At 59.1% G+C, this 20,809-nt stretch carries 24 protein-coding genes; 3 read left to right on the plus strand and 21 right to left on the minus strand.

Going from position 1 to position 20,809, the window contains the following annotated elements; genetic code table 11:
• Positions 1-305 precede the first annotated feature (305 nt).
• From WB650_RS12290 to WB650_RS12375, 18 genes are all read right to left on the minus strand, one after another.
• Positions 306-506, minus strand: coding sequence for a hypothetical protein (locus WB650_RS12290; RefSeq protein WP_422301911.1), 201 nt, complete (start codon positions 504-506; stop codon positions 306-308).
• 57 nt (positions 507-563) lie between these two features.
• The gene (locus WB650_RS12295; protein ID WP_422301909.1) at positions 564-920 is read right to left on the minus strand and encodes a VOC family protein; all 357 of its coding nucleotides are present in this window, start codon (positions 918-920) and stop codon (positions 564-566) included.
• A gap of 163 nt (positions 921-1,083) precedes the next feature.
• Positions 1,084-1,788, minus strand: a complete 705-nt coding sequence (locus WB650_RS12300) for a carboxypeptidase regulatory-like domain-containing protein (protein ID WP_422301907.1) — start codon at positions 1,786-1,788, stop codon at positions 1,084-1,086.
• 103 nt (positions 1,789-1,891) lie between these two features.
• Positions 1,892-4,687: a c-type cytochrome gene (locus WB650_RS12305; RefSeq protein WP_423960662.1), complete on the minus strand. Its 2,796-nt coding sequence runs from the start codon at positions 4,685-4,687 to the stop codon at positions 1,892-1,894.
• Positions 4,688-4,761: 74 nt separating this feature from the next.
• Positions 4,762-4,941 carry a hypothetical protein gene (locus WB650_RS12310; RefSeq protein WP_422304306.1) on the minus strand — a complete coding sequence of 60 codons (180 nt, stop codon included), beginning with the start codon at positions 4,939-4,941 and terminating at the stop codon, positions 4,762-4,764.
• A gap of 18 nt (positions 4,942-4,959) precedes the next feature.
• The gene (locus WB650_RS12315) at positions 4,960-5,862 is read right to left on the minus strand and encodes a cytochrome C (protein ID WP_422304307.1); all 903 of its coding nucleotides are present in this window, start codon (positions 5,860-5,862) and stop codon (positions 4,960-4,962) included.
• A gap of 10 nt (positions 5,863-5,872) precedes the next feature.
• Positions 5,873-6,019, minus strand: a complete 147-nt coding sequence (locus tag WB650_RS12320; RefSeq protein WP_422296603.1) for a hypothetical protein — start codon at positions 6,017-6,019, stop codon at positions 5,873-5,875.
• Positions 6,020-6,032: 13 nt separating this feature from the next.
• A complete protein-coding gene (locus WB650_RS12325) occupies positions 6,033-6,806 on the minus strand; it encodes a cytochrome b N-terminal domain-containing protein (RefSeq protein ID WP_422296605.1) in 774 nt (257 codons plus the stop codon).
• A 207-nt stretch (positions 6,807-7,013) separates the two neighbouring features.
• Positions 7,014-7,406, minus strand: coding sequence for a hypothetical protein (locus WB650_RS12330; protein WP_422305072.1), 393 nt, complete (start codon positions 7,404-7,406; stop codon positions 7,014-7,016).
• Between the two features lie 14 nt (positions 7,407-7,420).
• Positions 7,421-8,038 carry a class I SAM-dependent methyltransferase gene (locus WB650_RS12335; protein ID WP_422305070.1) on the minus strand — a complete coding sequence of 206 codons (618 nt, stop codon included), beginning with the start codon at positions 8,036-8,038 and terminating at the stop codon, positions 7,421-7,423.
• Between the two features lie 66 nt (positions 8,039-8,104).
• On the minus strand, positions 8,105-8,299 hold the full coding sequence (locus WB650_RS12340; protein WP_324096041.1) for a helix-turn-helix domain-containing protein: 195 nt from the start codon (positions 8,297-8,299) through the stop codon (positions 8,105-8,107).
• Between the two features lie 158 nt (positions 8,300-8,457).
• On the minus strand, positions 8,458-10,122 hold the full coding sequence (gene secD / locus WB650_RS12345; RefSeq protein WP_422305067.1) for a protein translocase subunit SecD: 1,665 nt from the start codon (positions 10,120-10,122) through the stop codon (positions 8,458-8,460).
• Between the two features lie 13 nt (positions 10,123-10,135).
• Entirely contained in the window at positions 10,136-10,495 is a 360-nt protein-coding gene (gene yajC, locus WB650_RS12350; RefSeq protein WP_422305065.1) for a preprotein translocase subunit YajC, read from the minus strand.
• Positions 10,496-10,545: 50 nt separating this feature from the next.
• Positions 10,546-11,679, minus strand: a complete 1,134-nt coding sequence (gene tgt / locus WB650_RS12355) for a tRNA guanosine(34) transglycosylase Tgt (RefSeq protein ID WP_422305063.1) — start codon at positions 11,677-11,679, stop codon at positions 10,546-10,548.
• On the minus strand, positions 11,676-12,677 hold the full coding sequence (queA, locus tag WB650_RS12360; RefSeq protein ID WP_422305061.1) for a tRNA preQ1(34) S-adenosylmethionine ribosyltransferase-isomerase QueA: 1,002 nt from the start codon (positions 12,675-12,677) through the stop codon (positions 11,676-11,678). Before queA ends, tgt begins: the two co-directional genes overlap by 4 nt.
• A 67-nt stretch (positions 12,678-12,744) precedes the next feature.
• Complete coding sequence (locus WB650_RS12365) at positions 12,745-13,611, minus strand: hypothetical protein (protein ID WP_423960667.1); 867 nt, start codon at positions 13,609-13,611, stop codon at positions 12,745-12,747.
• A 344-nt stretch (positions 13,612-13,955) separates the two neighbouring features.
• Positions 13,956-14,519: a chalcone isomerase family protein gene (locus WB650_RS12370; RefSeq protein WP_422305324.1), complete on the minus strand. Its 564-nt coding sequence runs from the start codon at positions 14,517-14,519 to the stop codon at positions 13,956-13,958.
• A 57-nt stretch (positions 14,520-14,576) separates the two neighbouring features.
• Positions 14,577-15,932, minus strand: coding sequence for a BamA/TamA family outer membrane protein (locus WB650_RS12375; RefSeq protein ID WP_423960668.1), 1,356 nt, complete (start codon positions 15,930-15,932; stop codon positions 14,577-14,579).
• Between the two features lie 273 nt (positions 15,933-16,205).
• Here WB650_RS12375 and WB650_RS12380 point away from each other — a divergent pair, with 273 nt between their 5' ends.
• From WB650_RS12380 to WB650_RS12390, 3 genes are all read left to right on the plus strand, one after another.
• Positions 16,206-17,897, plus strand: a complete 1,692-nt coding sequence (locus tag WB650_RS12380; protein WP_422303594.1) for a thiamine pyrophosphate-binding protein — start codon at positions 16,206-16,208, stop codon at positions 17,895-17,897.
• A gap of 118 nt (positions 17,898-18,015) precedes the next feature.
• Positions 18,016-18,468: a toxin-antitoxin system YwqK family antitoxin gene (locus WB650_RS12385; protein WP_423960670.1), complete on the plus strand. Its 453-nt coding sequence runs from the start codon at positions 18,016-18,018 to the stop codon at positions 18,466-18,468.
• Positions 18,465-18,968, plus strand: coding sequence for a GNAT family N-acetyltransferase (locus WB650_RS12390; protein ID WP_422303592.1), 504 nt, complete (start codon positions 18,465-18,467; stop codon positions 18,966-18,968). The genes WB650_RS12385 and WB650_RS12390 overlap by 4 nt, the downstream gene beginning before the upstream one ends.
• Before the next feature lies 1 nt (position 18,969).
• Here WB650_RS12390 and WB650_RS12395 read toward each other — a convergent pair whose 3' ends face one another.
• Genes WB650_RS12395 through WB650_RS12405 form a run of 3 tightly spaced genes read right to left on the minus strand, consistent with a single transcriptional unit; the run spans position 18,970 to position 20,797 of the window.
• Positions 18,970-20,193, minus strand: a complete 1,224-nt coding sequence (locus WB650_RS12395; protein WP_422303591.1) for an ATP-binding protein — start codon at positions 20,191-20,193, stop codon at positions 18,970-18,972.
• The gene (locus WB650_RS12400; protein WP_422303590.1) at positions 20,190-20,525 is read right to left on the minus strand and encodes a circadian clock KaiB family protein; all 336 of its coding nucleotides are present in this window, start codon (positions 20,523-20,525) and stop codon (positions 20,190-20,192) included. Before WB650_RS12400 ends, WB650_RS12395 begins: the two co-directional genes overlap by 4 nt.
• An 8-nt stretch (positions 20,526-20,533) precedes the next feature.
• Positions 20,534-20,797 carry a circadian clock KaiB family protein gene (locus WB650_RS12405; protein WP_422303595.1) on the minus strand — a complete coding sequence of 88 codons (264 nt, stop codon included), beginning with the start codon at positions 20,795-20,797 and terminating at the stop codon, positions 20,534-20,536.
• Positions 20,798-20,809: the final 12 nt, after the last annotated feature.

Genomic DNA, 20,809 nt, shown 5'->3' on the forward strand with positions numbered 1-20,809 from the left:
GAGCTGACGCGTAAACTCGAAGAAGCCGTCCGCGCCAGCTTCACGCCCGAGGTGCGAAGTGATCGCTTCCTTGGAACAGAATCTTGAATCGCTCGCGGAAGCTGCTCGCTGCACAAGGACCCTCACCTTCGATCCTCTCCCTTTCCGGGAGAGGGGAAGAGGCGAACCTCGAAGGCGGGCCTACGGACGCTTCGGATACGCGACGATTATCTTCAACCAGAGTGCAAGGTCGAGAACGATCCCATCGAGCGCAGCGTCAGGAGATCGACAAGATTCTATTCGCGCAGAGCGGATGATCGCGCGCTTTACGAGAACAGATCGCCGACCAGGTGGAAGGGATACATGATAACGTGGCCGGTCGCGTCGAGCACTGAGCCGACTGTATTACCGGTGGTATCTGTTACCCGATCAGTAGTGTACTCCGCCTGCTGCGATGCGCATCCGGGGACGATGAAGAGCGCGCCTGCGACGAGAAGCATGGGGAAAATTCGCTTAAGATTCGACATTGTAAAATCTCCATTCTCAATGGAGATCTAACAAAGCAAGGCGCGTGCCCCGAGCATTCAGACTTTGCGATCGAAGATAAACAGTGGGACTTGATTGGTAAGTTTGGGATCGATCGTCAGGATTCGCCGTCCTGATTCGATCTGGAGCATCCCCGCGTCGAGACCGGCAATGTGAAAATTCGCCACGACTTGATCGACGTCCTCAGCTTCCAGCCATAGACCCGTCATTCCTTCGTTCGACGAATCGATCGCACCGCCAGTCACGAGGCGAATCTGTGCGCCGCCGACTTTTATCGATGCCGATTTTCCGTCCTGCGACTCGATCACTGAAAAGCCGAAATTCTTTTTGTAGATCGACGCGGCGTCTTCAAGATCCGCGGTCGCGATTTCAAGAGTGTCGAGGCGTTTGATCACAGTGAGACGAACTTATCGCGGCGTGCGCGACTGTTCCAGTGAAAAAGTGAAAAGTGAAAAAAGAAAAACGGAGCCGGATTTGCTCCGGCCCCGTCGTTCACTCACTCACCTCACCCCTAACCCCTCTCCCTTCAGGAGATGGGAACAAAGGTCGGGCGCGCGACTAGCTCTTTGGCTTCAGCGAGAAATTCGTGGTCGTGGTCGCGCCGTCCTTCACGCTGGCTTTCTGATCGTCGGTGCCGAGCTTCTCCTGCCACACTTCGACTGTGTAGTCGCCCGGCGGCACGTCCGCGATCGAGTAGTTGCCCTTGGCGTCCGTCACCGCGAAGTACGGAGTGTCGGTCGCGACCCACCAACCCTTCATCCAACCGTGCGCATCGCAGGTGACCTTGATCACTTCGGGCTGCTCGACCTTTTGCTCGATCACTTTCTTGAACTTGGGCTGCGCCATGTTGAACGACGGATTCTTTTCCGAGTAGGTGTGGATGTTGTGCAGAATCCCGTCTGAGTTCACGATTTTCACAGTGCTGCCCGCTTCAAACGCGAGCACATGCGGCACGTAGTCGCATCCCTTCTGATCGAAGGTTACGTCACCGGGCTTCATGTCGCCCTTCGCGCCTTTCACGATCACGACCGCGTTGGCGATTCCGCCACTGGGGTCAACGATCAGATCTTCGGTGAAGTGCGGATGGAGTGCGCAAACTTCCTTGTCCTTGGTCACCTCGACCGGTTTGGGCGCAGGCGCCGTGCCGTCATACTTGACGGTTCCGCTAATCGTGCCGCCGGCGGCGCTCGCCATGCTGGCGCCAACGCTCATGCTGAGCGCAACACCCGCGCACGCCGCCAGTAAAATTCGATACTTTTTCATTACCATTTCCTCCGGTAGTTACCTGGATAGTTTCAATCGGTTAAACAAACACTCACCATAGCGAATAGTCAATTGCCAACTCAATCCAATAGACAGGACTATCCTACTTCTTAGTCACTTTCGTTGGTGTCGGCCGAGTTTCCGCGTTACTCACTTTGGCCGGCACTTCCGCGACTTGCCCCGGAATCGTCTCGCCGGGATGTGTGCCGAACCAGAAGATGTAGTCCCGCAGCGCGCGGATTTGCGCGTCCTGGTTGCCGCCGAGGATGTCGTCGGGACCGCCGGGATAGAACGACGGCATCTTGGTCCCGGGCTGCAGCGAGGGCGGATTTGCGATCCACTTGAGCATCCAGTCCGGATTCAACCGCTGATGCGCGAGCGCCAGATCGGGCGCCCATCCCGACTCGGGACCTTCGGGCTTCTTGTCGCCCTGCTGATGGCAGCTGAAGCAGTTGAAGTAGTCCTTGGTCATCAGCTTCGCACCCGCCTGCAGCTCGGACGGCGGAGTGAGGTTGGTGTTGATGAACATGTACGGCACGTTGATGTCGGACTGCGCCGTGAAGTAGTTCACGATCGTGTCGTCTTCGGCGTTGGTGAAATGGAAAGTCGGCATCCTGATCTTCAGCCATGGACGAATCGGGGTCGGACCCTGCAGGAATGTGAATAGCCACTCGGGCTGAACCTTGAAGCCCTCGCCATTGAGTATTGGAGGCGCGAAGTTGATTTGATCTTCGGGATAGAAACGCCGGATGTAGCCGCCACGATTCTCGATGATGTGGCAGCCGACGCAGTTGTAGTAGTTGACCATTCGCCGGCCGCCGACGATCTGTTTTTGATGCTCCGAGCCGGGGTCGCGGTATCGCTCCTGCACCTTGCCATCGGTCATGCCCGCGAGGAATACGCGCAGGTTGATGATGTCGGCGTCGTCGAAATCGAAATTCGGCATCAACTGTTCGACGTCCTTGGTCTGGTAGATACGCGGCGTCTGCAGTTTATGGAACGTCCAGTCATTCCACGTCTCGGGGATGTTGGTCTGGTTGCCGAAAAACAATTCGTCAAGATGCTTGGAGCCAAACGTCGTCAGCTCGACGCCGATGCGCGACTCCTTGTCCATCCCTTCGATCTCGTGGCACCCGAAGCATCCGTACTTGCGCACCAGCGCTTCACCCGCCTTGATATTCTCGGGATCCTTGAGGGCGGTATCGACGCCCGCGTCTTCTTTTTTCTCGCCATGCGTCATCAGGAACGCGGTCAGCGCTTCAGCTTCGTGATCGCTGAGGCGCAACGACGGCATCGCTGTATGCGGTGAGAAGTCGCGCGGATTTTTCAGCCACGTATATATCCACGACGCAGAAGTCTTCTCCGCGATCTTGCTCAGGTTAGGAGCGAAGTCCTTGGCGGTCCGCGCTTCGGCCGGCTTGAAGCCCTCGGCAACGCCGACTGGAGTTCCATATTGATCGGGATCGATCGCGTGGCATCCTTTGCACCCGACCGATTCGAACAGCCCCTTGCCCTCTTCGACGAACGCCGGATTCTTGATGTCAGCCTCGAGCGTCGGCAGCTCCGGATGCGCCGTCGTCCAGTCCTTCGAATTTTTCGCAGAGCTGTCGAACAGGAACGCGGCCAGTTGAGTTGCCTGGTCGCGCGTGAAATAAAAATTCGGCATGCGGGTGTGCGGCCGAAAGACGTGAGGATCGGTGATCCATCGCACCGTCCACGACGGATCGAGCTTGGCCGACGCAAGTTTCAGGTACGGCCCGATCTTCGGCATGTCCTCGTAGCCGGCGACGAGATGGCATCCCGCGCATCCCATCTGCTGGAACATGCGCTCGCCTTCGACCCAGTTCGCCGCGATCGGCTTGCCGGCGGCATCGCGCAACGAGCCGACGTCGATATGGCACTTGATGCATAGCGACTGCATCTTGTCGCCGCGCAGCATCGGCGAATCCCAATCCGGATCGTCGCCGTGTGCGAGCCGAACTGAACTCACCGCGGGGCCCTGCCCGTCATGACACGGGGTGCATCCGAGTTTGTCGGGCGGATGCTTCAAAATAATCTGATCGAAATTTGGATGCGTGCGGAACGGCTCGGGCGCATTCTCGAAGCCCTTCTTGTCGGCGCCCATATGACAGCTCTGGCATCGATCGACCCGCGCGATCGCTTCGTCAAAGGCGTTGCGGTCGAAGTCGTCGATCGCGGTCTGCTGAATCTTCGGAATTTTCGGATAGCGGAACAGGATCGTGCTGCGGAACTTGACCGGGATCATCCACGTGTCGGCTTTGTCGAAGAAGTCGTCGCGCTTGGCGGTCAGCTTCTTCATCTGCTCGGTCAGAGTGTCGACCTTCGAGTTGAGCGCCTCGATCTGATCCTTGACCGCCTGCAGATTGGCCTTGGCCTTGTCGGAGACGATATTTTCCTGCGCGAGTTCCGCGTTGAGCTTGTCGATTTCAGCCTTGTAGGGCGTCGCGTCCTGCTTGTACTGGATCGCGTGATTGTAGTCGTACCATCGCTCGGTCAAGTACGACTTGGTGAAACGCACCAGCTGATCTTTGTCGTTCGCAGTATTGTTGAGATCGACCAACTGCGCGCGCAGATCGGCGAGCTTGGCGGCGGTCGCACCGGAGTCGAGTTGCTTCTGCGCGTCGGCGAGGTCCTTGGAAACTTTCTGATACGTTGGATCGGCGTTGAGGCGTTTCTGCTCCTCGGCCGCATCGCTCATGTACTTGTCGTACGCGAGATGGTCCCACTCGACCTGGTACTGCTTCCACGGGCGGCGTGAAATGTTGTCGTCCCAAATCGACCAGACCGCGCTGACCAGCAGAACCGCTACCAGCAGCACGAACAGCGCGCTGTAAGATTTTCCTTCTTCGGTGGGATCAAGCCCCGGTCTGCCAGCCATCTGCTCTACCTATTCCTCAGCTCCAAATGCCGCCGTGCGGCCGCAATCCAAATACTCAGTCGAATAGTCAATAGTCATTTGCCGGCGCGAACCCACAAGCCTTCGATGATATAGCCGGCCAGAAATACCAGGATGCCGATGCCGGTGAACTCGTATTCGTGTCCCATCCCATGCGGCTGGGTGATCCCGACGTAAAGCGCGAAGCCGACGTCGGCGAGTCCGAGCGCCTGCAATACTTTGGCGAGGATGAACACGGAGTCTTCGCGGCCACGTCAGATGTTAATCCAGGGCGTGACCAGGATGTACTTGATGTTGAGCGCGTGCCGCAGCGCCATCTTGATGAACACGCCCGCCATCGCGATCAGCAGAAATCCCGTAATACCGAAACGCACCGGTCCCCACTTCTGCAAAATCTCGGGACCACCGCCGGGAAACGCGGACCACGGATCACCCGCGGGCCGCGATCGTATCCAGAAATACAAGGCCGCGTAGCCGACCACGAAGTAGCCGCCTATCAGGAACAATCCGAACAGAGCGGACGCCAGGTAATCGCGGAAGCCGAACATGTACGGCAGATCGACGTTGGTCAACGCTTCGACCAGATGCGGATCCCAGACCTGACCGGGCCAGAACCAGTTCCAGCCCGGGCCGCGGAAAAACGTGCCGATGATAATGAACGAGACCCACAGGATGTGGAACCCGACGAAGAAAGCCATGATCTCGAAGAATCGCTCTTTCAGTGTGTAGTAGCCGTTGCCCTTCGGATTGATGTCGAGATACGGGATCAGCATCAGGCCCACGATGATGAAACTCGGCAGCACCACGCCCGCATACCAGGGGTCGAAGAACACCAGCATTTCCTGCAAGCCGAGGAAGTACCACGGCGCCTTCGACGGATTGGGCGTGCGAGTCGGATTCGAGGGCTGCTCGAGCGGCGCGTTGAGCAGCAGCGACCACACCGTCAACACGATGATGACCAGCAGCGACATCAGGAATTCGTTGCGCACGAGGAACGGCCAGGTGTGCAGCTTCTCCTCGACGCCGCCGCCCGCCTTCTTAATCGGGACTTCGATGCGCTTGCCGCCGGACGCCGGTGGCGTCCTCGACGCCGCTCCCGCGCCCGCACCCGCCGCGTGCATCACGATGCCGCCTTCGTTACCTTCCGGGCTTGCCATGATTAATCCCTTAGTGCGGCGCTCCGTCTTCGTCGTCAGTCCACGGCGGCGGCGCCGCGAGCACGTACATTATATACAGCAGGACCGACATTGCGATCGGCACCGACAGAACGCGCACGATCCCTTCGTGCAGAAACCACGAAAATACGTCTCCCATCCTCAGCCTCGGCCTAGAGCGGCCCCGACATGCCGTCGCGGCGGATTCGCCAGAAGTGCACCGCCATGAAGATACTCGCGATCAACGGAAAAAAGATGCAGTGCAAAATGTAGAAGCGCAGCAGCGTATGCGGTCCTATCTCCGCGCCGCCGAAAATGAATGCGCGCGCGTCGTAGACCGGATTCACGCCGAGCACTTCGTGGAACGGGCCGCCATGGCCGAGCAGCGGCGTCGCGCGCGCCATATTCGATCCTACGGTCACCGCCCAAATTGAAAGTTGATCCCACGGCAACAGGTATCCGGTGAACGACAGCAACAGCGTCAGCACCAGCAGGATCACGCCGACCACCCAGTTGAATTCGCGCGGCGGTTTGTATGAGCCCGTCATGAACACGCGGAACATATGCAGCCACACCGCGATCACCATTCCGTGCGCGGCCCATCGATGCATGTTGCGCATCAGCATCCCGAACGGCATGTCGAACTCGAGATACTTCATGTCGGCGTATGCGTATTCTGCCGTCGGCCGATAGTAGAACATCAGGTAGACGCCGGTGATAACGGTCACGAGGAACAGCAGAAATGTGATCCCGCCCATGCACCAGGTGAAGCGCAGGCGGACGGTGTGCTTCTGCACTTTCGACGGATGCAGATGGAGCCACACGTTGCCGGAGACCATCAGAATCCGGTTGCGCGGCGTGTCTTCGTAGCCGTGCCTGAAGATCGATTGCCAGGCCTGCGAATCGGTTATCTGGCGTTTGGTTTCGTTCCAGTCAAACTTAGCCATCCAAGCTCCAAGGAGCCGCCCCGAAGGGAGCGCTCACATCAACATCAATGCAAATACCGCGAAAGGTTAAAAAAATCCAACGCTTGCGACTTTATGTCCGCGAGTCCGCCCGAAATCCGGCGTAAGGCTACCTAATTTTGCCCGATCTCTGCAACAAAAAATGCTCATTGAAATGAAGGATTTTGCACATCGATTGCCGACGCGCGTTTACGGCTGCGGCTTGTCTGCGGTGCGGCGGAAGCGGCTGAAGACGGCGACTATCAGGCCCCATAGGACCATCAGGGCTGCGATTCCGATTATGCCGAGGCCTACGCCCGCGAGGATTCCGGTCGCGCACAGGACTGCGCCGATCACAAGTAGCGGGATTGCGAATGCGATCGGGTTGAACGGGTCGTTGCGCGCCGCTCGCTCGACCATCGCGGCCGCCTGCTCTGCGGTGCCGGCGTCTTCGTTGCTCTCTTTCAGCAGGCTCACCGCGTAGTCGGTGAGTTCCTGCCGATTGGGCATCGCGCGCAGACGCTCGGCCAACTCCTTGGCGAGCTGCTCGACGCGTTCGTCGTTCTCCTGGGAATCAGAGTCGGGTTTGTTCGATTCAGCCACGCCGGACTAAATGCTCACGCGTTTTTGCGCGCGATGATCACCGTATGGACTGACATCGGGCTGATTTTTTCGTTGCGCTCGAGCGTGATCGGATGTCCCTTGAGGACGTCCTTCTTGCGCAGCTTGGTGGTCCATCCGAGTTGCCGCGCGATCGGATTGAAAACTGTGTTGAGCGCTGCAACCGCTTTGTTCGCGCTCTGGAAATGGGTGGTGAGCGCGATGCGCCCGCCCGGCTTACATACGCGTACCATCTCCGTCATCATCCGATACGGATCGGGCACGACAGTCAGAACGTGGAACGAGGTGACGTAGTCGAAGCTGTTGTCGGGATAGTCGAGATTGAGCGCATCGCCCTGTCGCAGCTCGATATGCTTCCATCCGTTTTCAGTGACGCGCTTCTTCGCGCGCTCGAGCATATCGAGCGATGGATCGATCGCGACGACGTGTGCGTATGGCGGATATCCGTCGAGCGCGATACCGGTGCCGACTCCCACTTCGAGCACGCGGTTGCCGGGCCTGAGATTCAGGCTCTCGATGACCTCATGCTCGCGATCGACGAAAACCCGGCCGAAGAAGAAATCATAGAATCGCGCGAGGTCGGAGTAGACGCGGCTTTCATGCGGTTGGGACATCGGGAGCTCCCTCGGGTCGGACCGGCCCGGGAAGTCAGTGCGGGACAGGAGCTTCAGCGCGTGGCGTCAAGCCGCGGCGTTGATTCCTCGCAACTGACGTTTGACAGAAGTTATATCTCGCTTGCGAAATCGCCACTGCCGGCCCTTCTTGAAGGCCGGAATAATATTACGCCGTGCAAACTCGTTGACGGTGTCCGGGCTCAGATCGAGCATGAACGCGACTTCGCGGGAGTTGAGCAGTATGTCGTCTTTATCGGCCATATCAGTCCAACAAGACGCCTTTCAGGGATTTTGTCGGGACGCGATTTTGTAATATGCGCCGACCGCCGAAGTCAAGGTAAAAGTCACCGAATACCTGAGAGTTCGCCTACAATCCGTCTAGGTCGTTCAATTTACATCTTATAACGCAATTAAAGTAATTAAACGCTAATTACGCTGAGCTTTCGCATTTGAATCTTGTAATCGTACCAAGCCCTTGTCACCACAATACAGGAAAACAGGCCGGTCAGCACTCCGACGCATAGAGTGACGGCAAAGCCTTTTACTGGTCCCGTCCCGAACTGGAAGAGGATCAAACCTGCCGCGAAAGTAGAGATGTTAGAATCGCGAATCGCTGACCACGCGCGCTCGTAGCCGAGCTTCACCGCCTCGCGCGGCGACTTGCCGTTGCGTAACTCCTCGCGCATGCGCTCGTTCACCAACACGTTGGCGTCGACCGACATGCCGAGCGTCAACACGATCCCGGCGATGCCCGGCAGTGTGAGAGTAGCGCCGAGCGCAGCCATCACGCAGATCAACAGCAGGATATTCAGCGACAATCCGAAGTCCGCGAGCAGTCCCGCGCCGCTGTAGTACACCGCCATGAAGATCAGCACCGCGCCGGCACCAATCACGAATGACATCTCGCCCTGTCGAATCGAATCGCGCCCGAGCGACGGGCCGACTGTGCGCTCCTCTTCAATTTCAACCGGGGCCGGCAGCGCGCCCGATCGCAAGACGATCGCGAGATCGTGCGCCTCTTCCATCGAGAAGCGTCCAGTAATCTGCACGTGACCACCGGGAATTCGCTCTTTGATAACCGGAGCAGAGTAGACGGTGTTGTCGAGCACGATCGCGAGGCGCCGTCCGACGTTTTGCGCGGTCATCGCGTCGAAAATGTCCGCGCCGCGATTGTCGAGCTCAACCGCGACGTACGGGCCCTCGAGCCGAGCGCCCGGACGCACGCGCGCGTCGGTGACGACGTCGCCAGTCATCAGCACCGGAGACTCGACCAGGTAGGGCTCCCTGCCACCGCTCTCAGAAGTGCCGTAGAGGATCTCGTCGCCAGGCGGCGGGCCATTCTTGATTGCGTCCTGGACGTTCTTGGTATCGTCGACCAGCTTGAATTCGAGCACCGCGGTCTTGCCGATCAGTTCCTTGGCGCGCTCGGGATCCTGGATACCGGGGAGCTGCACCAGGATTTCGTTGTCGCCTTCCTTGGCGACGGTGGTTTCGCGCACACCGAGCTGGTCGATTCGATTGCGAATCGTTTCCAGCGCCTGATCCATCGCGTTGCTCTTAATCGTCGCCTCCTCTTGCGGCTTGAAGGAGAGCGAGTAAACAGGACCGGGGCTGGACGAATCAGTATTGCTCGACACGGTCAAATCGGCGAACGATTTCTGCACCAGGTCGAGGAAAGACGTGCGATCGGCGCTCGACTTGAGCTTGACCACCAGGTTGCCAGAATTGTCGACCGAGACGTCCTGGAAAGCTATCTTGTTTTCGGTAAGCTCTTTCTTGAGATCGTCGCCACGGCGGCGCAGTTGCGTTTTCACCGCCTCGTCGAGCTTCACCGCCATCAGCAGATGCGTCCCGCCCTGCAAATCGAGGCCGAGCTGAATCTTGGTTGCGCCGAATCCAGCCTTGTACCAATCGGGCAAGTCGATGTTGAGACTCGGCAGCAGAATCAGTATCGCGGCCAGCACGATCGCGCCCGCCAGGTAGATGCGGGTGAGCCCGCTGCCGTTGGTGAAGTGCATATAGAGAAAGGACACGATCAGCACCAGCAGGATGAGGATCGGTCCGAAACTTTGCGTCTGTTCCACTATTCTGAAGCCCCTACTTGTCGTCTTTCTTCGCGGAGGTCTTGTAGCTAGAAATACCCGCGATTTGCGACCGCTCGACTCGCACCCTGACGTTCGGCGCGATTTCGAGCGTGATCACTTTGTCGCCGGCGTCCTGGATCCGCCCGATGATTCCACCGGTCGTCACGACCTCGTCGTTGCGCTTGAGCGCGCTCAGCATCTTCGCCTGCTCCTGCGCCTTCTTATTCTGCGGCCGGAAGACCAGGAAGTACATGACGGCGACGACCATCGCCATGATCGGCCCCGGCCCCGTCAGTAACTGTTGGACAAACGACGGATTGTCGGTTGGCGCGGCGGCAGCGGCCTGCGCCCATGCGGTACCTTCGAACAACATCAGATCACGTCCTTACGATCGACCAAATTTAAGTATTTTATGGACAAAAGTCACTCATCAGCCGGTTCGGCCTCTCGCCAGCCGGCCGATGTGACCATTGCGAATGCCCTGAAATTCCCAGATGCGATAGCCTCGCGACAATTGCGCATCAAGCTCCCGAAGAAGTGGAGATTATGCTCCGTCAGGGCCCGCGCCGCGAGTATCTCACCAGACAAATATAGATGACGCAGGTAGGCGCGTGAATGGGTCCGACACGGGCGGCATTCGCAGTCCGGATCGAGCGGCATCGAGTCGCGCGCGTGCGCCGCCTGCTTGATCGACACAGCGCCGGTGCTGGTAAAGGCCATCCCATTGCGCGCGTTTCGCGTCGGCAGCACGCAGTCGAACATATCGAAGCCCATCGCGACTGCGGCGAGCAGGTCCGACGGCGTGCCTACTCCCATCAGGTAGCGTGGCTTGTCCTCCGGCATCATCGAGGCCGACAGCGCCGCCATTTCCAGCATCGCGTCCTTCGGCTCGCCGACTGAAAGTCCGCCCGCCGCATAGCCGTCGAACGGGATCGCGGTTATCTGCGACGCGCTGATCTTGCGGAGATCTTCGAAAATGCCGCCCTGGATAATTCCGAACAGTGCCTGTTTCGTTGTCTCGCTCTTCCGCGCCGCGAGACAGCGCTCGGCCCATCGCGCAGTGAGCTCGAGCGACTTGAGTGCGCGGCGATGTTCGGCCGGGAACGGCGTGCATTCGTCGAGCGCCATCATGATGTCGGCGCCGAGCTGTTCCTGGATGTCGATCGCGCTTTCGGGGGTGAGCATCAACGGCGCGCCGTCGAGATGCGATCGAAAACGGATTCCCTCTTCGTTGATCAAATTGATTTTCGCCAGGCTCATCGCCTGGAAGCCGCCCGAGTCGGTCAGCACCGCGCCCGGGAAGCCCATGAAGTGCGCGACACCGCCCATCTCGCGGACCAGCTCGGCGCCGGGGCGAATCGCCAGATGGTACGCGTTGGCGAGCACCATCCTGTAGCCCATCGCCCACAACTCGTCGGGCGCCATCGCTTTGACCGCGGCGCGCGTGCCGACCGGCATGAATACGGGCGTCGCGATCTCGCCATGCGGAGTTTTGATCCGCCCGGTACGCGCATCGCCATCGACGGCCGTCACACTGAATTCGATTGGCCCGTTCACAGGATCAACATCGCGTCGCCGTAGCTGAGAAAGCGGTAGCGATGGCGAATCGCTTCGCGGTACGCGGCGAGAATCTGATCGCGTCCCGCAAACGCCATCACCAGCGCGAGCACCGTGGTTCGCGGCATATGGAAGTTCGTCAGCATCGCGTCTGCCAGCTTGAAGCGAAAGCCCGGATGAATAAAGAGCCCGGTGAAACCCTCGACGTCGCCGGTTATCGCCCACGACTCGAGCGCGCGGGTCGAACTGGTGCCGACCGTGATGATGCGCCCGCCGATTCGCCGTGCAAGCTCGACCGCGGTCTGCGTCGCGGGCGGAATCGTGTACCACTCGGATTCCATTGTATGACTCTCGACTTCGACCGCTCGCACCGGCGCGAAAGTGCCGGGACCAATGTGCAACGTCACTGTAGCTGTGCGAATCCCCGCATCAGCGAGCGCCTTGAACACGTCGTCGGTGAAATGCAGCCCCGCGGTTGGCGCCGCGATCGCGCCGGGCCGCGCGGCATAGACGGTCTGATAGTCATCGATATCGGCGGGACCGACGGTGCGACGTATATAATGAGGCAGCGCGAGCGTGCCATCGCGATTCAATATCTGTTCGATCGAAACGTCGCCTTCAGCTACGACGATTGGGCGGCCCGGTCGCGCGTAGCCGGCGATTCTGAGCGCATGACCGTCGCTCAGGATGAGGCGCGCATTGTCCTTGAGCACGCGATGCGTCCGAATCAGCGCGATCCATGCGCCCGCGGGACCTTCGGCCGCGCTGGCAGGCCGCACCATCAGCAGCTCGACGCGTCCGCCCGACTCCTTCTGCGCGAACAGGCGAGCCGGCAGCACGCGCGTGTCGTTGAGCACGATCAGATCGCCTTCGCGCAGATGCCGGACGAGCTTGTAGAAGCGCGAATGCTCGACCTGCTTGCTTTTGCGGTTGAGCACAAGCAGACGCGCCTCGTCGCGGCGGGCCAGCGGCTCCTGCGCAATCAGTTCTTCAGGCAATTCGTAGTCTAGTTCAGAAAGCCGCATCTGAGCGAAGCACGATCTTGATTCACCATCGAATCGGACGCTACAGGGGCCGGATTTTTGTCGGGTGCTTAGCCTGGTCCTCGGCCTGCTGCTTCGCGCGAATATCGGCGCGAATCGCAGCGATAGTTTTGTGCATATCGGGTGCGGCTTGCGCGCCGTAGGAATGGACGGTCCCATCGGGCGATTCTTTTGAATACGGACCAACCCCGAAGAGAGACCAGCCGTCAAGCACCATCGAGTCATCCAATCGTGCGTTGGCAACTCTGGATAAATGGCCCGAGTAGTCGAGCGTCCGCTGGCCACCCTCGTCGAGCGGCTTTCCTTTCACGCCGGTAGTTACCTCGAGATCGAACTCGATTGCATCCGGCGCCGCCATCTTCACGACTCCTTTCACACGCCAGGGCGGAGCAATGAACGCCTGCGCGCTCGAAGTGGCAAATTTGATTCCCGTGTTTTGTTGAGAGAAGTCGATGTCGCGCACGCCTTTAAGACCGGCAGGGCCGCCAGATACTGCTGCTCCGAGCAACTGGAGAACCAACTGATATTGAAGGACTCCGCTGTCGAGCGCGTCCATCTCGTAGCCCGGCGTAGCGATGCTTCCCTGTATTGCCAGCACCCGTCCGCCGATCAAAAGAATCTTTCCGGCCTTAGGCGCGTTATCTTCGAACGTGTCCCCAACGAGCTGGATATCTGACGAGTCGTCGTCGAACTCTCCCTGCCATGTCGAGTGCCCTGAAACATCAGGCGATGTGACCTTGAGGTCGAACGCGTTGAATTCAGTCCAGCTGGTGATCTTGCCGTGAGGGTCCTTGAGAGGAGCTTTTGCGCCCGCACTACTGGACGCGATGAAACCAAACAAGACAACCAACAGAAAAAGAGCGGCCAGAACGAGACGCGACGTTTTCACTTATTGTCCTTCCTGAAGGGGCTGATTGAGGAACGCGGCTTCCATTTGCGAAGGCTCCGGAGTTTGTGGCCGAAGCAATTCGCTTACTCGCAACCATCTTCGATTAACAGGAAATCCGTCGGCACGCGACTAAACCCAAATATAGTTTATCTGTAAGTGTGACAAGCCATGGCCGGGAAAAGATTCAGCGCGGCTAGAATGGATAGTTGATGCCCGAGAAGACGGCGTCGGCTCATGCGCAATCAGTTCTTCAGGCAATTCGTAGTCGAGTTCGGAAAGCCGCATCTAACCTAAGATGAAACCATCTCAGATTTATCAGGCCCCCGGCGGGAGTGCTGCATACGTCATTGTCTCAGCAGCGACTTTCGTACTGCCTGATGTTTGGTTTGCGGATGAAGCCACACGTTCATGACCGCCGGGCAGAATGACGGATCGTCAACCTCGCCGGTGCTCGAATTGTTCAAATAGGAAACTGTCCGGCCGGTGTCCGAGCAGAAGATGACGATCTGATCGCCTTGCTGAACGTTGGGAATGAGCTTCTTCATTTCCGCGCGCCAGATTGCGAGTTGGCGCTCGTCGCCAAGCTTGAGGTCGCGCATCTCGGCGATCGCGTTGGTCACCAGAGTGTCCGATGGAACAGCGCGGCCCGGCTCGATATCGAGCGCATGAGGCGCCGTGGCAGACCATCGCGAGCCGACAATCCACAACGTCGCGTCGTACATCCTGATCCCCCACCACGAGTGCCGGCCTTTCCCGAAAGGATGGATCCCCGGGGCCGTGGAAAGCACCTGCGGCGGCAACGGCCGGGCCTCCGGCGGAGCGGCAATCGCTGCGGTGGCGGAAATAAGAACAAGGAGCATCGCCCCGACTCGCAACGACGCAGCGCCGGCAGAAATTCGGTGTGCCATCAGCAGCCGGATAGTGGCCGATAGTCAGGCTGCCTGCAACTGATGCGCTGCGCGCGACTAGAACGGATAGTTGATGCCCGAGAAGACGGCGGCGCCTTCGCCGCCCCATCCGATGTCGACGAAGCCGACTACGAACGGTTCCGCGATTCCGCGGAATCCGATGCCGCCAACCGGATGCAGATTCGTGAACGGATTATAGCCCATGTCATGCCCGACGCGACCTGCCTCGGCGAACGGCGCCAGCTCGAGGATCCCGTGGGTGCCGAAAATATTCTTGTCCCACACCCGCGTGCGCACTTCGAGATTCATGACAAACAGGTTGTTGTCGACGTAGCGGCCGGTCCCATAACCGCGCAGGGTTTCCTGATCGGTGAGCAGACTTTCGTCACCGCCCAGCCGCGCCTGCGACCAGAAGGGCATCTCGTTGCCCGCCGGCTCGTATTCGTTGAACACGTGGCCCGCGAGTGTGACGCGCTCGCCGATCGTGTAGAACTCGCGGAACTCTCCGCCGAAACGATTGTACGAAACCGAGCTGCCGAACCTGCGATCCGCGACGCCGTAGTACAGGCGCGCGAGTTGCCCCGAATGCGGGATATCCACCGAGTCGCGCGAATCGTACTGGACCATCCACTGCGACAGAACTTCGCTGCCGCCGTTGATACCCTTCTGATTCGGGAATAGCTGGAAAATCGACGGCAACGAGGTGAACCCGCCATCATGGATCCGTACCCAACGCGGGCGTTCCGTCATCGACAGCTGCCATCGATCGTTCAGGTTGATAGCGCCGATCGCCTCGCCGTAAACCTGCTCGGTCGTATAGTTGGTCTGATTGCCGAAGTGAGAGTTGTTTCCCAATCCGTAAAATCGCTCGGTCGGATCCTTCTCGAAAAAGAAGCGCCCCTCGAACGAGAACCAGTTCTTGTGCTCGCGGCCGGTCTGGTAATCGATATCGACGTTGCGCGCGATAGTCTCCTGCGCGCCGGCCTCCGCATACCAGTTTGTGTCCGACGACGGGTACGCCAGGTAGCGAAAGTTTCCGCCCGGTCCAAGCGTGCTGTTGGAGTTGATATCGGGCGCGAGAATGCTGCTGATCTCGTTCTTGTCGTCGGTGAACAACCAGACCGGCAGCACCCCGTAAGTGACGCCGCCGTTGGGATCGGTTGCGACTTCAGGCACGGGAATGAACGGCCACGAATTGGGGTCCTGGATTTTGAACGACTTCCAGTCGTAGTGCGGCATCTTCCAGGTGCTTGGATCCAGCAACGAGAACGATGAGGACGACGATGCCGGGACAGATGCGGGCGTCGTCGACGAGGCTAATGACGCGCTCGGCGTTGATGAGTCGGTGCGTGCAGTAGCGGCCACGATAACAAATGTTGTGATTAGGATGAGTGAGGCGAGGATGCGCCGCATGGTTAGATCCTGGAACTAAAATTTATCCTTTAGCATTCGGCTACTCTCCTGCCGCTCCGCCGCCCGCAACCCCAGCGCTCGGATACGCCCGAGCCCACAGCACCGAACGATGGTCAAAAGTGACAGGCTTGCGAGCATCAAGCAACCGATTCGCTTCATTTTTTTCGGAGTGTATCCCGCGGTCTTATCGTCGCGAGCGCGTCCGCTTTTCGGCGACAAGGTAAATGTGCAAGGATTCGGACCGGCGGGAAAATTTCCTCAAGGAGTTTTGCAATGGCGAAAGCTGACGGCGGAGAATTAATCGCGCGCGTGATGCGCGAAAATCGTGTGAAATATTGTTTCGCGATCAATGGCGGACACCTGTTTCCCATCCTCGGCCAATTGCGCAATCACGACATCAAGCTCATCCACATGCGTCACGAGCAGGCGACTGCCTACGCGGCTGACGCCTACGCTCGCACCTCGGGCGAAGTCGGCGTGTGCATGGTCACCGCGGGATGCGGTCTCACCAACGCGGTAACGGGACTGTGCGTCGCGGGACTGACTAACAGCGCCGTGGTCTGCATCTCGGGTCAGCATCCGAACACCGAGGATCATCTCGGATCGTTCCAGGAAGCTTATGGTTCCGAGGTGGTCGACAGCTTCTCGAAGTTCACCAAGCGCGTGACCGACTGGTCCACGATTCAGTTCGATCTGCGATCCGCCTTCCGCGAGGCGATTTCGCCGCCGCAGGGCGTCGCGCTGTTCGAGATTCCGCAGAACATTCTCTATCACCACGAAGAAGACTCAGGGCAGCGCAAAGGCGCGCGCGAGTTTACGATCGACGACGTCCGTTCGGCGGGCGATCCGTCGAAGATCGATCGCGCGCTCGAGTTGCTGGTGGCGGCCGAGCGCCCGCTGCTCGCATGCGGCGACGGCGTATTCTGGTCGCAGGCGGGCCCCGAAATGCGCGAGTTCGTCGAGCTGACGAGTATCCCGATCTACGCGCGCCGGGCAGGCCAGGGCGTCGTGTCCGAAGAGCATCCGCTGGCGATTCGCGGCGCGTTCAAGAAGCCGTTCACGGGCGGCGCCGACGTCGTGCTCGCAATCGGCTTCCGCTTCTGGAGCGGTGAGCATTTCGGGCAGCCCCCAACCTGGACCGATAAGGCCAAGTACATCCAGGTCGATCCAGTGCCGACGCGCATCGGATGGCAGGTTAACGCGGACCTGCCGATGGTCGGCGATCCGAAGATCGTGCTGCAACAGATGATCAAGAGGATCAAGGAACTGAAGCTCGACTTTTCGAAGAACAAAACTTCGCCGTGGGTGAAGCAGGTCTGGGAGACGCGCCAGCGCTTCGACAACACGATTAAAGAGCAGAACGCCAAGGTCGCGAAGAATCAACCGATACATCCGGCGCGACTGTGCGAGGACCTGATCAAAGTGCTCGACAAGAATGCCACCACGGTAATCGACAGCTTCACGCTCTCGGGATGGATGAGCCGCGCGTTCACCTGCCGCTTCATGGGCCAGGTCGTCGACGCGGGCCCGCTCGCGCCCGTCGGTCACGGCGTCGGGATGGGTATCGGCGCGCAGCTCGCGCGGCCGGGCCAGCAAGTCGTCGTGATCAGCGGCGACGGCGGACTCGGAATCGGCGGATGGGACATGGAGACTGCGGCGCGCTACAAGCTGCCGGTCATCACGGTGCTGTGGAACAACAGCTCGTGGGGCCCGAACTTCGATCAGATGCCGGGGCTGAAGGGCCGCACCGATCCGTTCAACATGCTGCCGAACATCCGCTACGACAAAATTTTCGCCGAGATGGGATGTCACGCCGAACATGTCGAGACCAACGAGCAGATAATTCCGGCGCTCGAGCGCGCGTTCAAGTCGGGCAAACCCGCCCTGATCAACGTGATCGGCGACGTCGCCGTCGGCAACGCAACCCTCGGCGGCAACCTGCTAGGCTCAACCGGCTCGAACTAGCAATCAACGATCTCAGTGCCCCTGTCCCTATGGGACAGGGGCCTTTCCCATTTTTTTTGTCATCCCGAGCGTAGCCGAGGACCCCCGGATCTTTCTCGACGTGAGCACTTCAACTTCAGTGAAACCCGCTGTCGCCATCCTCGTACTCGCCGTCGCGCTCGCTGCCTGCAAAGCGGCTCCCACCTGTCCGCCTGGCACGAAACAGGTCGGCAACGGGCCGCCCAATGATTCCGAGATCGAATGCGTGAAGACGGTCAATGGCCAGGACGTCAAAGAGGGACCATTCGTGATTTATCATGACGACGGTTCCAAGATGCTCCAGGGCGAATATCACGACGGCAAACAAACCGGCGAATGGACCCGCTGGTACGACAACGGCCAGAAGGCATCCGTCGATCACTACAAGGACGGCGTGCAGGACGGCGAGCATACCGGCTGGTACACCGACGGCAAAATTGCTGCGATCGGCATGTACAAGGATGGCAAGCGCGAGGGCGTTTGGAAGCGATGGGACCCGCAAGGGTTCAAGAACTGGGAAGAGACCTACAAGGACGACAAGAAAATCTCATGACGACTGAGCGAGTCACCAACGTAACGATCGTCGACGCCGACCTGTCGCGCGCCGATCATCAGAACGCGCTCGTCAAAATGCTCGACGCGTACATGCGCGATCCGATGGAGGGTGGCGAGCCGCCGTCCGAGCACGTCAAGCGCGACCTGGTCCCGGGTCTGCGCGCGCATCCCGCGTGCCACGTATTCCTCGCCTATCGCGACGATCTGGCTGTAGGCTTTTCGATCTGCTTCCTGGGATTCTCGACGTTCCTGGCGCGGCCGCTGCTCAACATCCACGATATCTTCGTCGATCTCTCAGTTCGCGGGCGCGGCATCGGCGCGATGCTGCTCAAACGTATCGAGTCCCGGGCGCGCGATCTGAATTGCTGCCGTATCACGCTCGAAGTGCGCGAGGACAATCGCGTCGCGCGCGGGCTCTATCGCAAGGTGGGTTTCGATCGGGTCGTGGTCGGTGAAGATCGCATCGCGCTCGAGTTCTGGCACAAGCCGCTGACGTAGATCAATTTTCTTTTGATGCCGTGCTCTTGACGAGGGGCAGCTCGATCACGATGCGCGCACCGCCGCCGGGCCGGTTCTCCGCTCTGATCGACCCTTCATGCTGTTCAATAACCTGCTTCGCGATATAAAGTCCGAGTCCGAGTCCCCCGTAGTTGCGGCTGATAGTAGTTCGCTCGAACCGTCCGAAGATTCGCGACAAATCCTGCTCCGGAATTCCGATGCCGCGATCTTGCACGACCAGTATTGCTTTGCCGTCCTTCGCCTTCAGGTCAATGGTGACCGGTTTTCCCGCGCCGTATTTGATCGCGTTCGAGATCACGTTGCCGATCGCTTCGTCGAGCCGAAACCTGTCGATTTGCATGCGGATAGCCTTGGGCGCGGTCAAGCGAACCTCGCACTTGGCGTTCGACGCAACTTCCGTGAACCGCTCCACAGCTTCCTTGACCACCTCGTCGAGGTCGCCCTGCTCCAGTTCCAGTTTGAGTCTTCCCCTGGCCAGTTGAGAAACATCGAGCAGACGGTCCACCAGGCGGCGCATCCTCTCGGTTTGCTCCTTGGCCCGGTTGACGCTCGCTTGAACCTGATTCAAGTCGCCACTTATGGCATGACGCTCGAGCAGCCCGAGGCGAAGACCAAGAGTGCTGAGCGGAGTGCGCAGTTCGTGCGAGGCAATCGCAAGGAACTCGTCGCGCATCCGGACTGCGGCTTCGGCCTCCTCCTGGCGCTTGCGCTCGCTCAGGTCGGTCACGATGACCCCGATCGACGGCTTGCCCTCGAGGTCCACAGGATTGAGCGAGAATTGAGTTGGAAGGCACGCGCCCGAGCTCGGCAGAAGCGTCATCTCGGCGCGCATAGGTTCGCGCAGCCCCTGTTTAATTAATTTTTTGAGCGCGTCGCGATCTTCGATCGGTACGAATTCGCACACGTCGTGACCCATTATCTGATCCAGTGAGATGCCGACCATGCGCGCAAATGCCGAATTGCAGTAGAGAACAGTTCCCTCTTTGGAAAGCGAAACGGCGCCCTCATTCATGCTTTCCACTAAGACGCGGTACGGATGCTCCGCGCCCTCGAGTGTAAAGACTTTCTCGCCGGCGGGTCCCGACACCACCAGCGCATCGACTTCGCCGCTGCGAATCGCGTCGAGCGTTTCTTCAGCCTCTTGCAGACGTTGGCGAAGCTCATCCAATTCCAGGCGTCCCGACGGTTTCAAATACGCCTTCACTTGGCCCTCGCGATTGCCAGACTAAGGAGCACTTTGGGTGTATCGGATAGGTCACCGACCATGCGTCTGGTCGGGAGCGGTTCTTCCTTGATCAGTGTCGGCGCGGCGATGATGTTGAATTCAGTTGCGCGGCCCGGCTCCTGGTATATATCGATCACTTCGAGATCGTAATTGCCTTCGAGATCGGTCTCGCAAATCTTGCGCAGATTTCGCAGTGCTTTGGTCGATCGGGGCGTAGTGCCGCTGGTGAAAAGGCGTAGCAGGTAGTGGACAGGTTTGGAGTGGGATGTTTTCGCGCGCGCCCCAAGTTTCAATTGATGAATTTTAGCCACCTTACTCCTCAGACGACGGTCAGTTCCAAACTCATGAGAACCTTATCCGTAGCTGAAAGATCGCCAATGATGCGCCTTACCGGGATCGGGAGTTTTCTGATCAGCGTCGGGATCGCGACAATCTGATCGGCCTTGGCCAGTTCCGGATTGCGCATCAGATCTATTACCTCGATCGTGCAGCGGCCAGGCATGTGCGTATCGCAGATTTTACGCAGATTCGCGATCGCGGCCAGCGACCGCGCCGATTGCCCGGCGATGTACAGCCGCATCATCCACGACTCTTC

Origin of the sequence: Binatus sp. (SeqCode) (genome assembly GCF_049584895.1) — a bacterium.
Classification (GTDB): domain Bacteria; phylum Desulfobacterota; class Binatia; order Binatales; family Binataceae; genus Binatus.

Excerpts from the sequence above, each read along its gene's own strand:
- WB650_RS12290 (WP_422301911.1), bottom strand. The coding sequence starts at position 506 with ATGTCGAATCTTAAGCGAATTTTCCCCATGCTTCTCGTCGCAGGCGCG.
- WB650_RS12300 (WP_422301907.1), bottom strand. The coding sequence starts at position 1,788 with ATGAAAAAGTATCGAATTTTACTGGCGGCGTGCGCGGGTGTTGCGCTC.
- WB650_RS12305 (WP_423960662.1), bottom strand. The coding sequence starts at position 4,687 with ATGGCTGGCAGACCGGGGCTTGATCCCACCGAAGAAGGAAAATCTTAC.
- WB650_RS12315 (WP_422304307.1), bottom strand. The coding sequence starts at position 5,862 with ATGGCAAGCCCGGAAGGTAACGAAGGCGGCATCGTGATGCACGCGGCG.
- WB650_RS12320 (WP_422296603.1), bottom strand. The coding sequence starts at position 6,019 with ATGGGAGACGTATTTTCGTGGTTTCTGCACGAAGGGATCGTGCGCGTT.
- WB650_RS12325 (WP_422296605.1), bottom strand. The coding sequence starts at position 6,806 with ATGGCTAAGTTTGACTGGAACGAAACCAAACGCCAGATAACCGATTCG.
- WB650_RS12335 (WP_422305070.1), bottom strand. The coding sequence starts at position 8,038 with ATGTCCCAACCGCATGAAAGCCGCGTCTACTCCGACCTCGCGCGATTC.
- WB650_RS12340 (WP_324096041.1), bottom strand. The coding sequence starts at position 8,299 with ATGGCCGATAAAGACGACATACTGCTCAACTCCCGCGAAGTCGCGTTC.
- yajC (WP_422305065.1), bottom strand. The coding sequence starts at position 10,495 with ATGTTGTTCGAAGGTACCGCATGGGCGCAGGCCGCTGCCGCCGCGCCA.
- WB650_RS12370 (WP_422305324.1), bottom strand. The coding sequence starts at position 14,519 with ATGGCACACCGAATTTCTGCCGGCGCTGCGTCGTTGCGAGTCGGGGCG.
- WB650_RS12375 (WP_423960668.1), bottom strand. The coding sequence starts at position 15,932 with ATGCGGCGCATCCTCGCCTCACTCATCCTAATCACAACATTTGTTATC.
- WB650_RS12380 (WP_422303594.1), top strand. The coding sequence starts at position 16,206 with ATGGCGAAAGCTGACGGCGGAGAATTAATCGCGCGCGTGATGCGCGAA.
- WB650_RS12390 (WP_422303592.1), top strand. The coding sequence starts at position 18,465 with ATGACGACTGAGCGAGTCACCAACGTAACGATCGTCGACGCCGACCTG.
- WB650_RS12405 (WP_422303595.1), bottom strand. The coding sequence starts at position 20,797 with ATGATGCGGCTGTACATCGCCGGGCAATCGGCGCGGTCGCTGGCCGCG.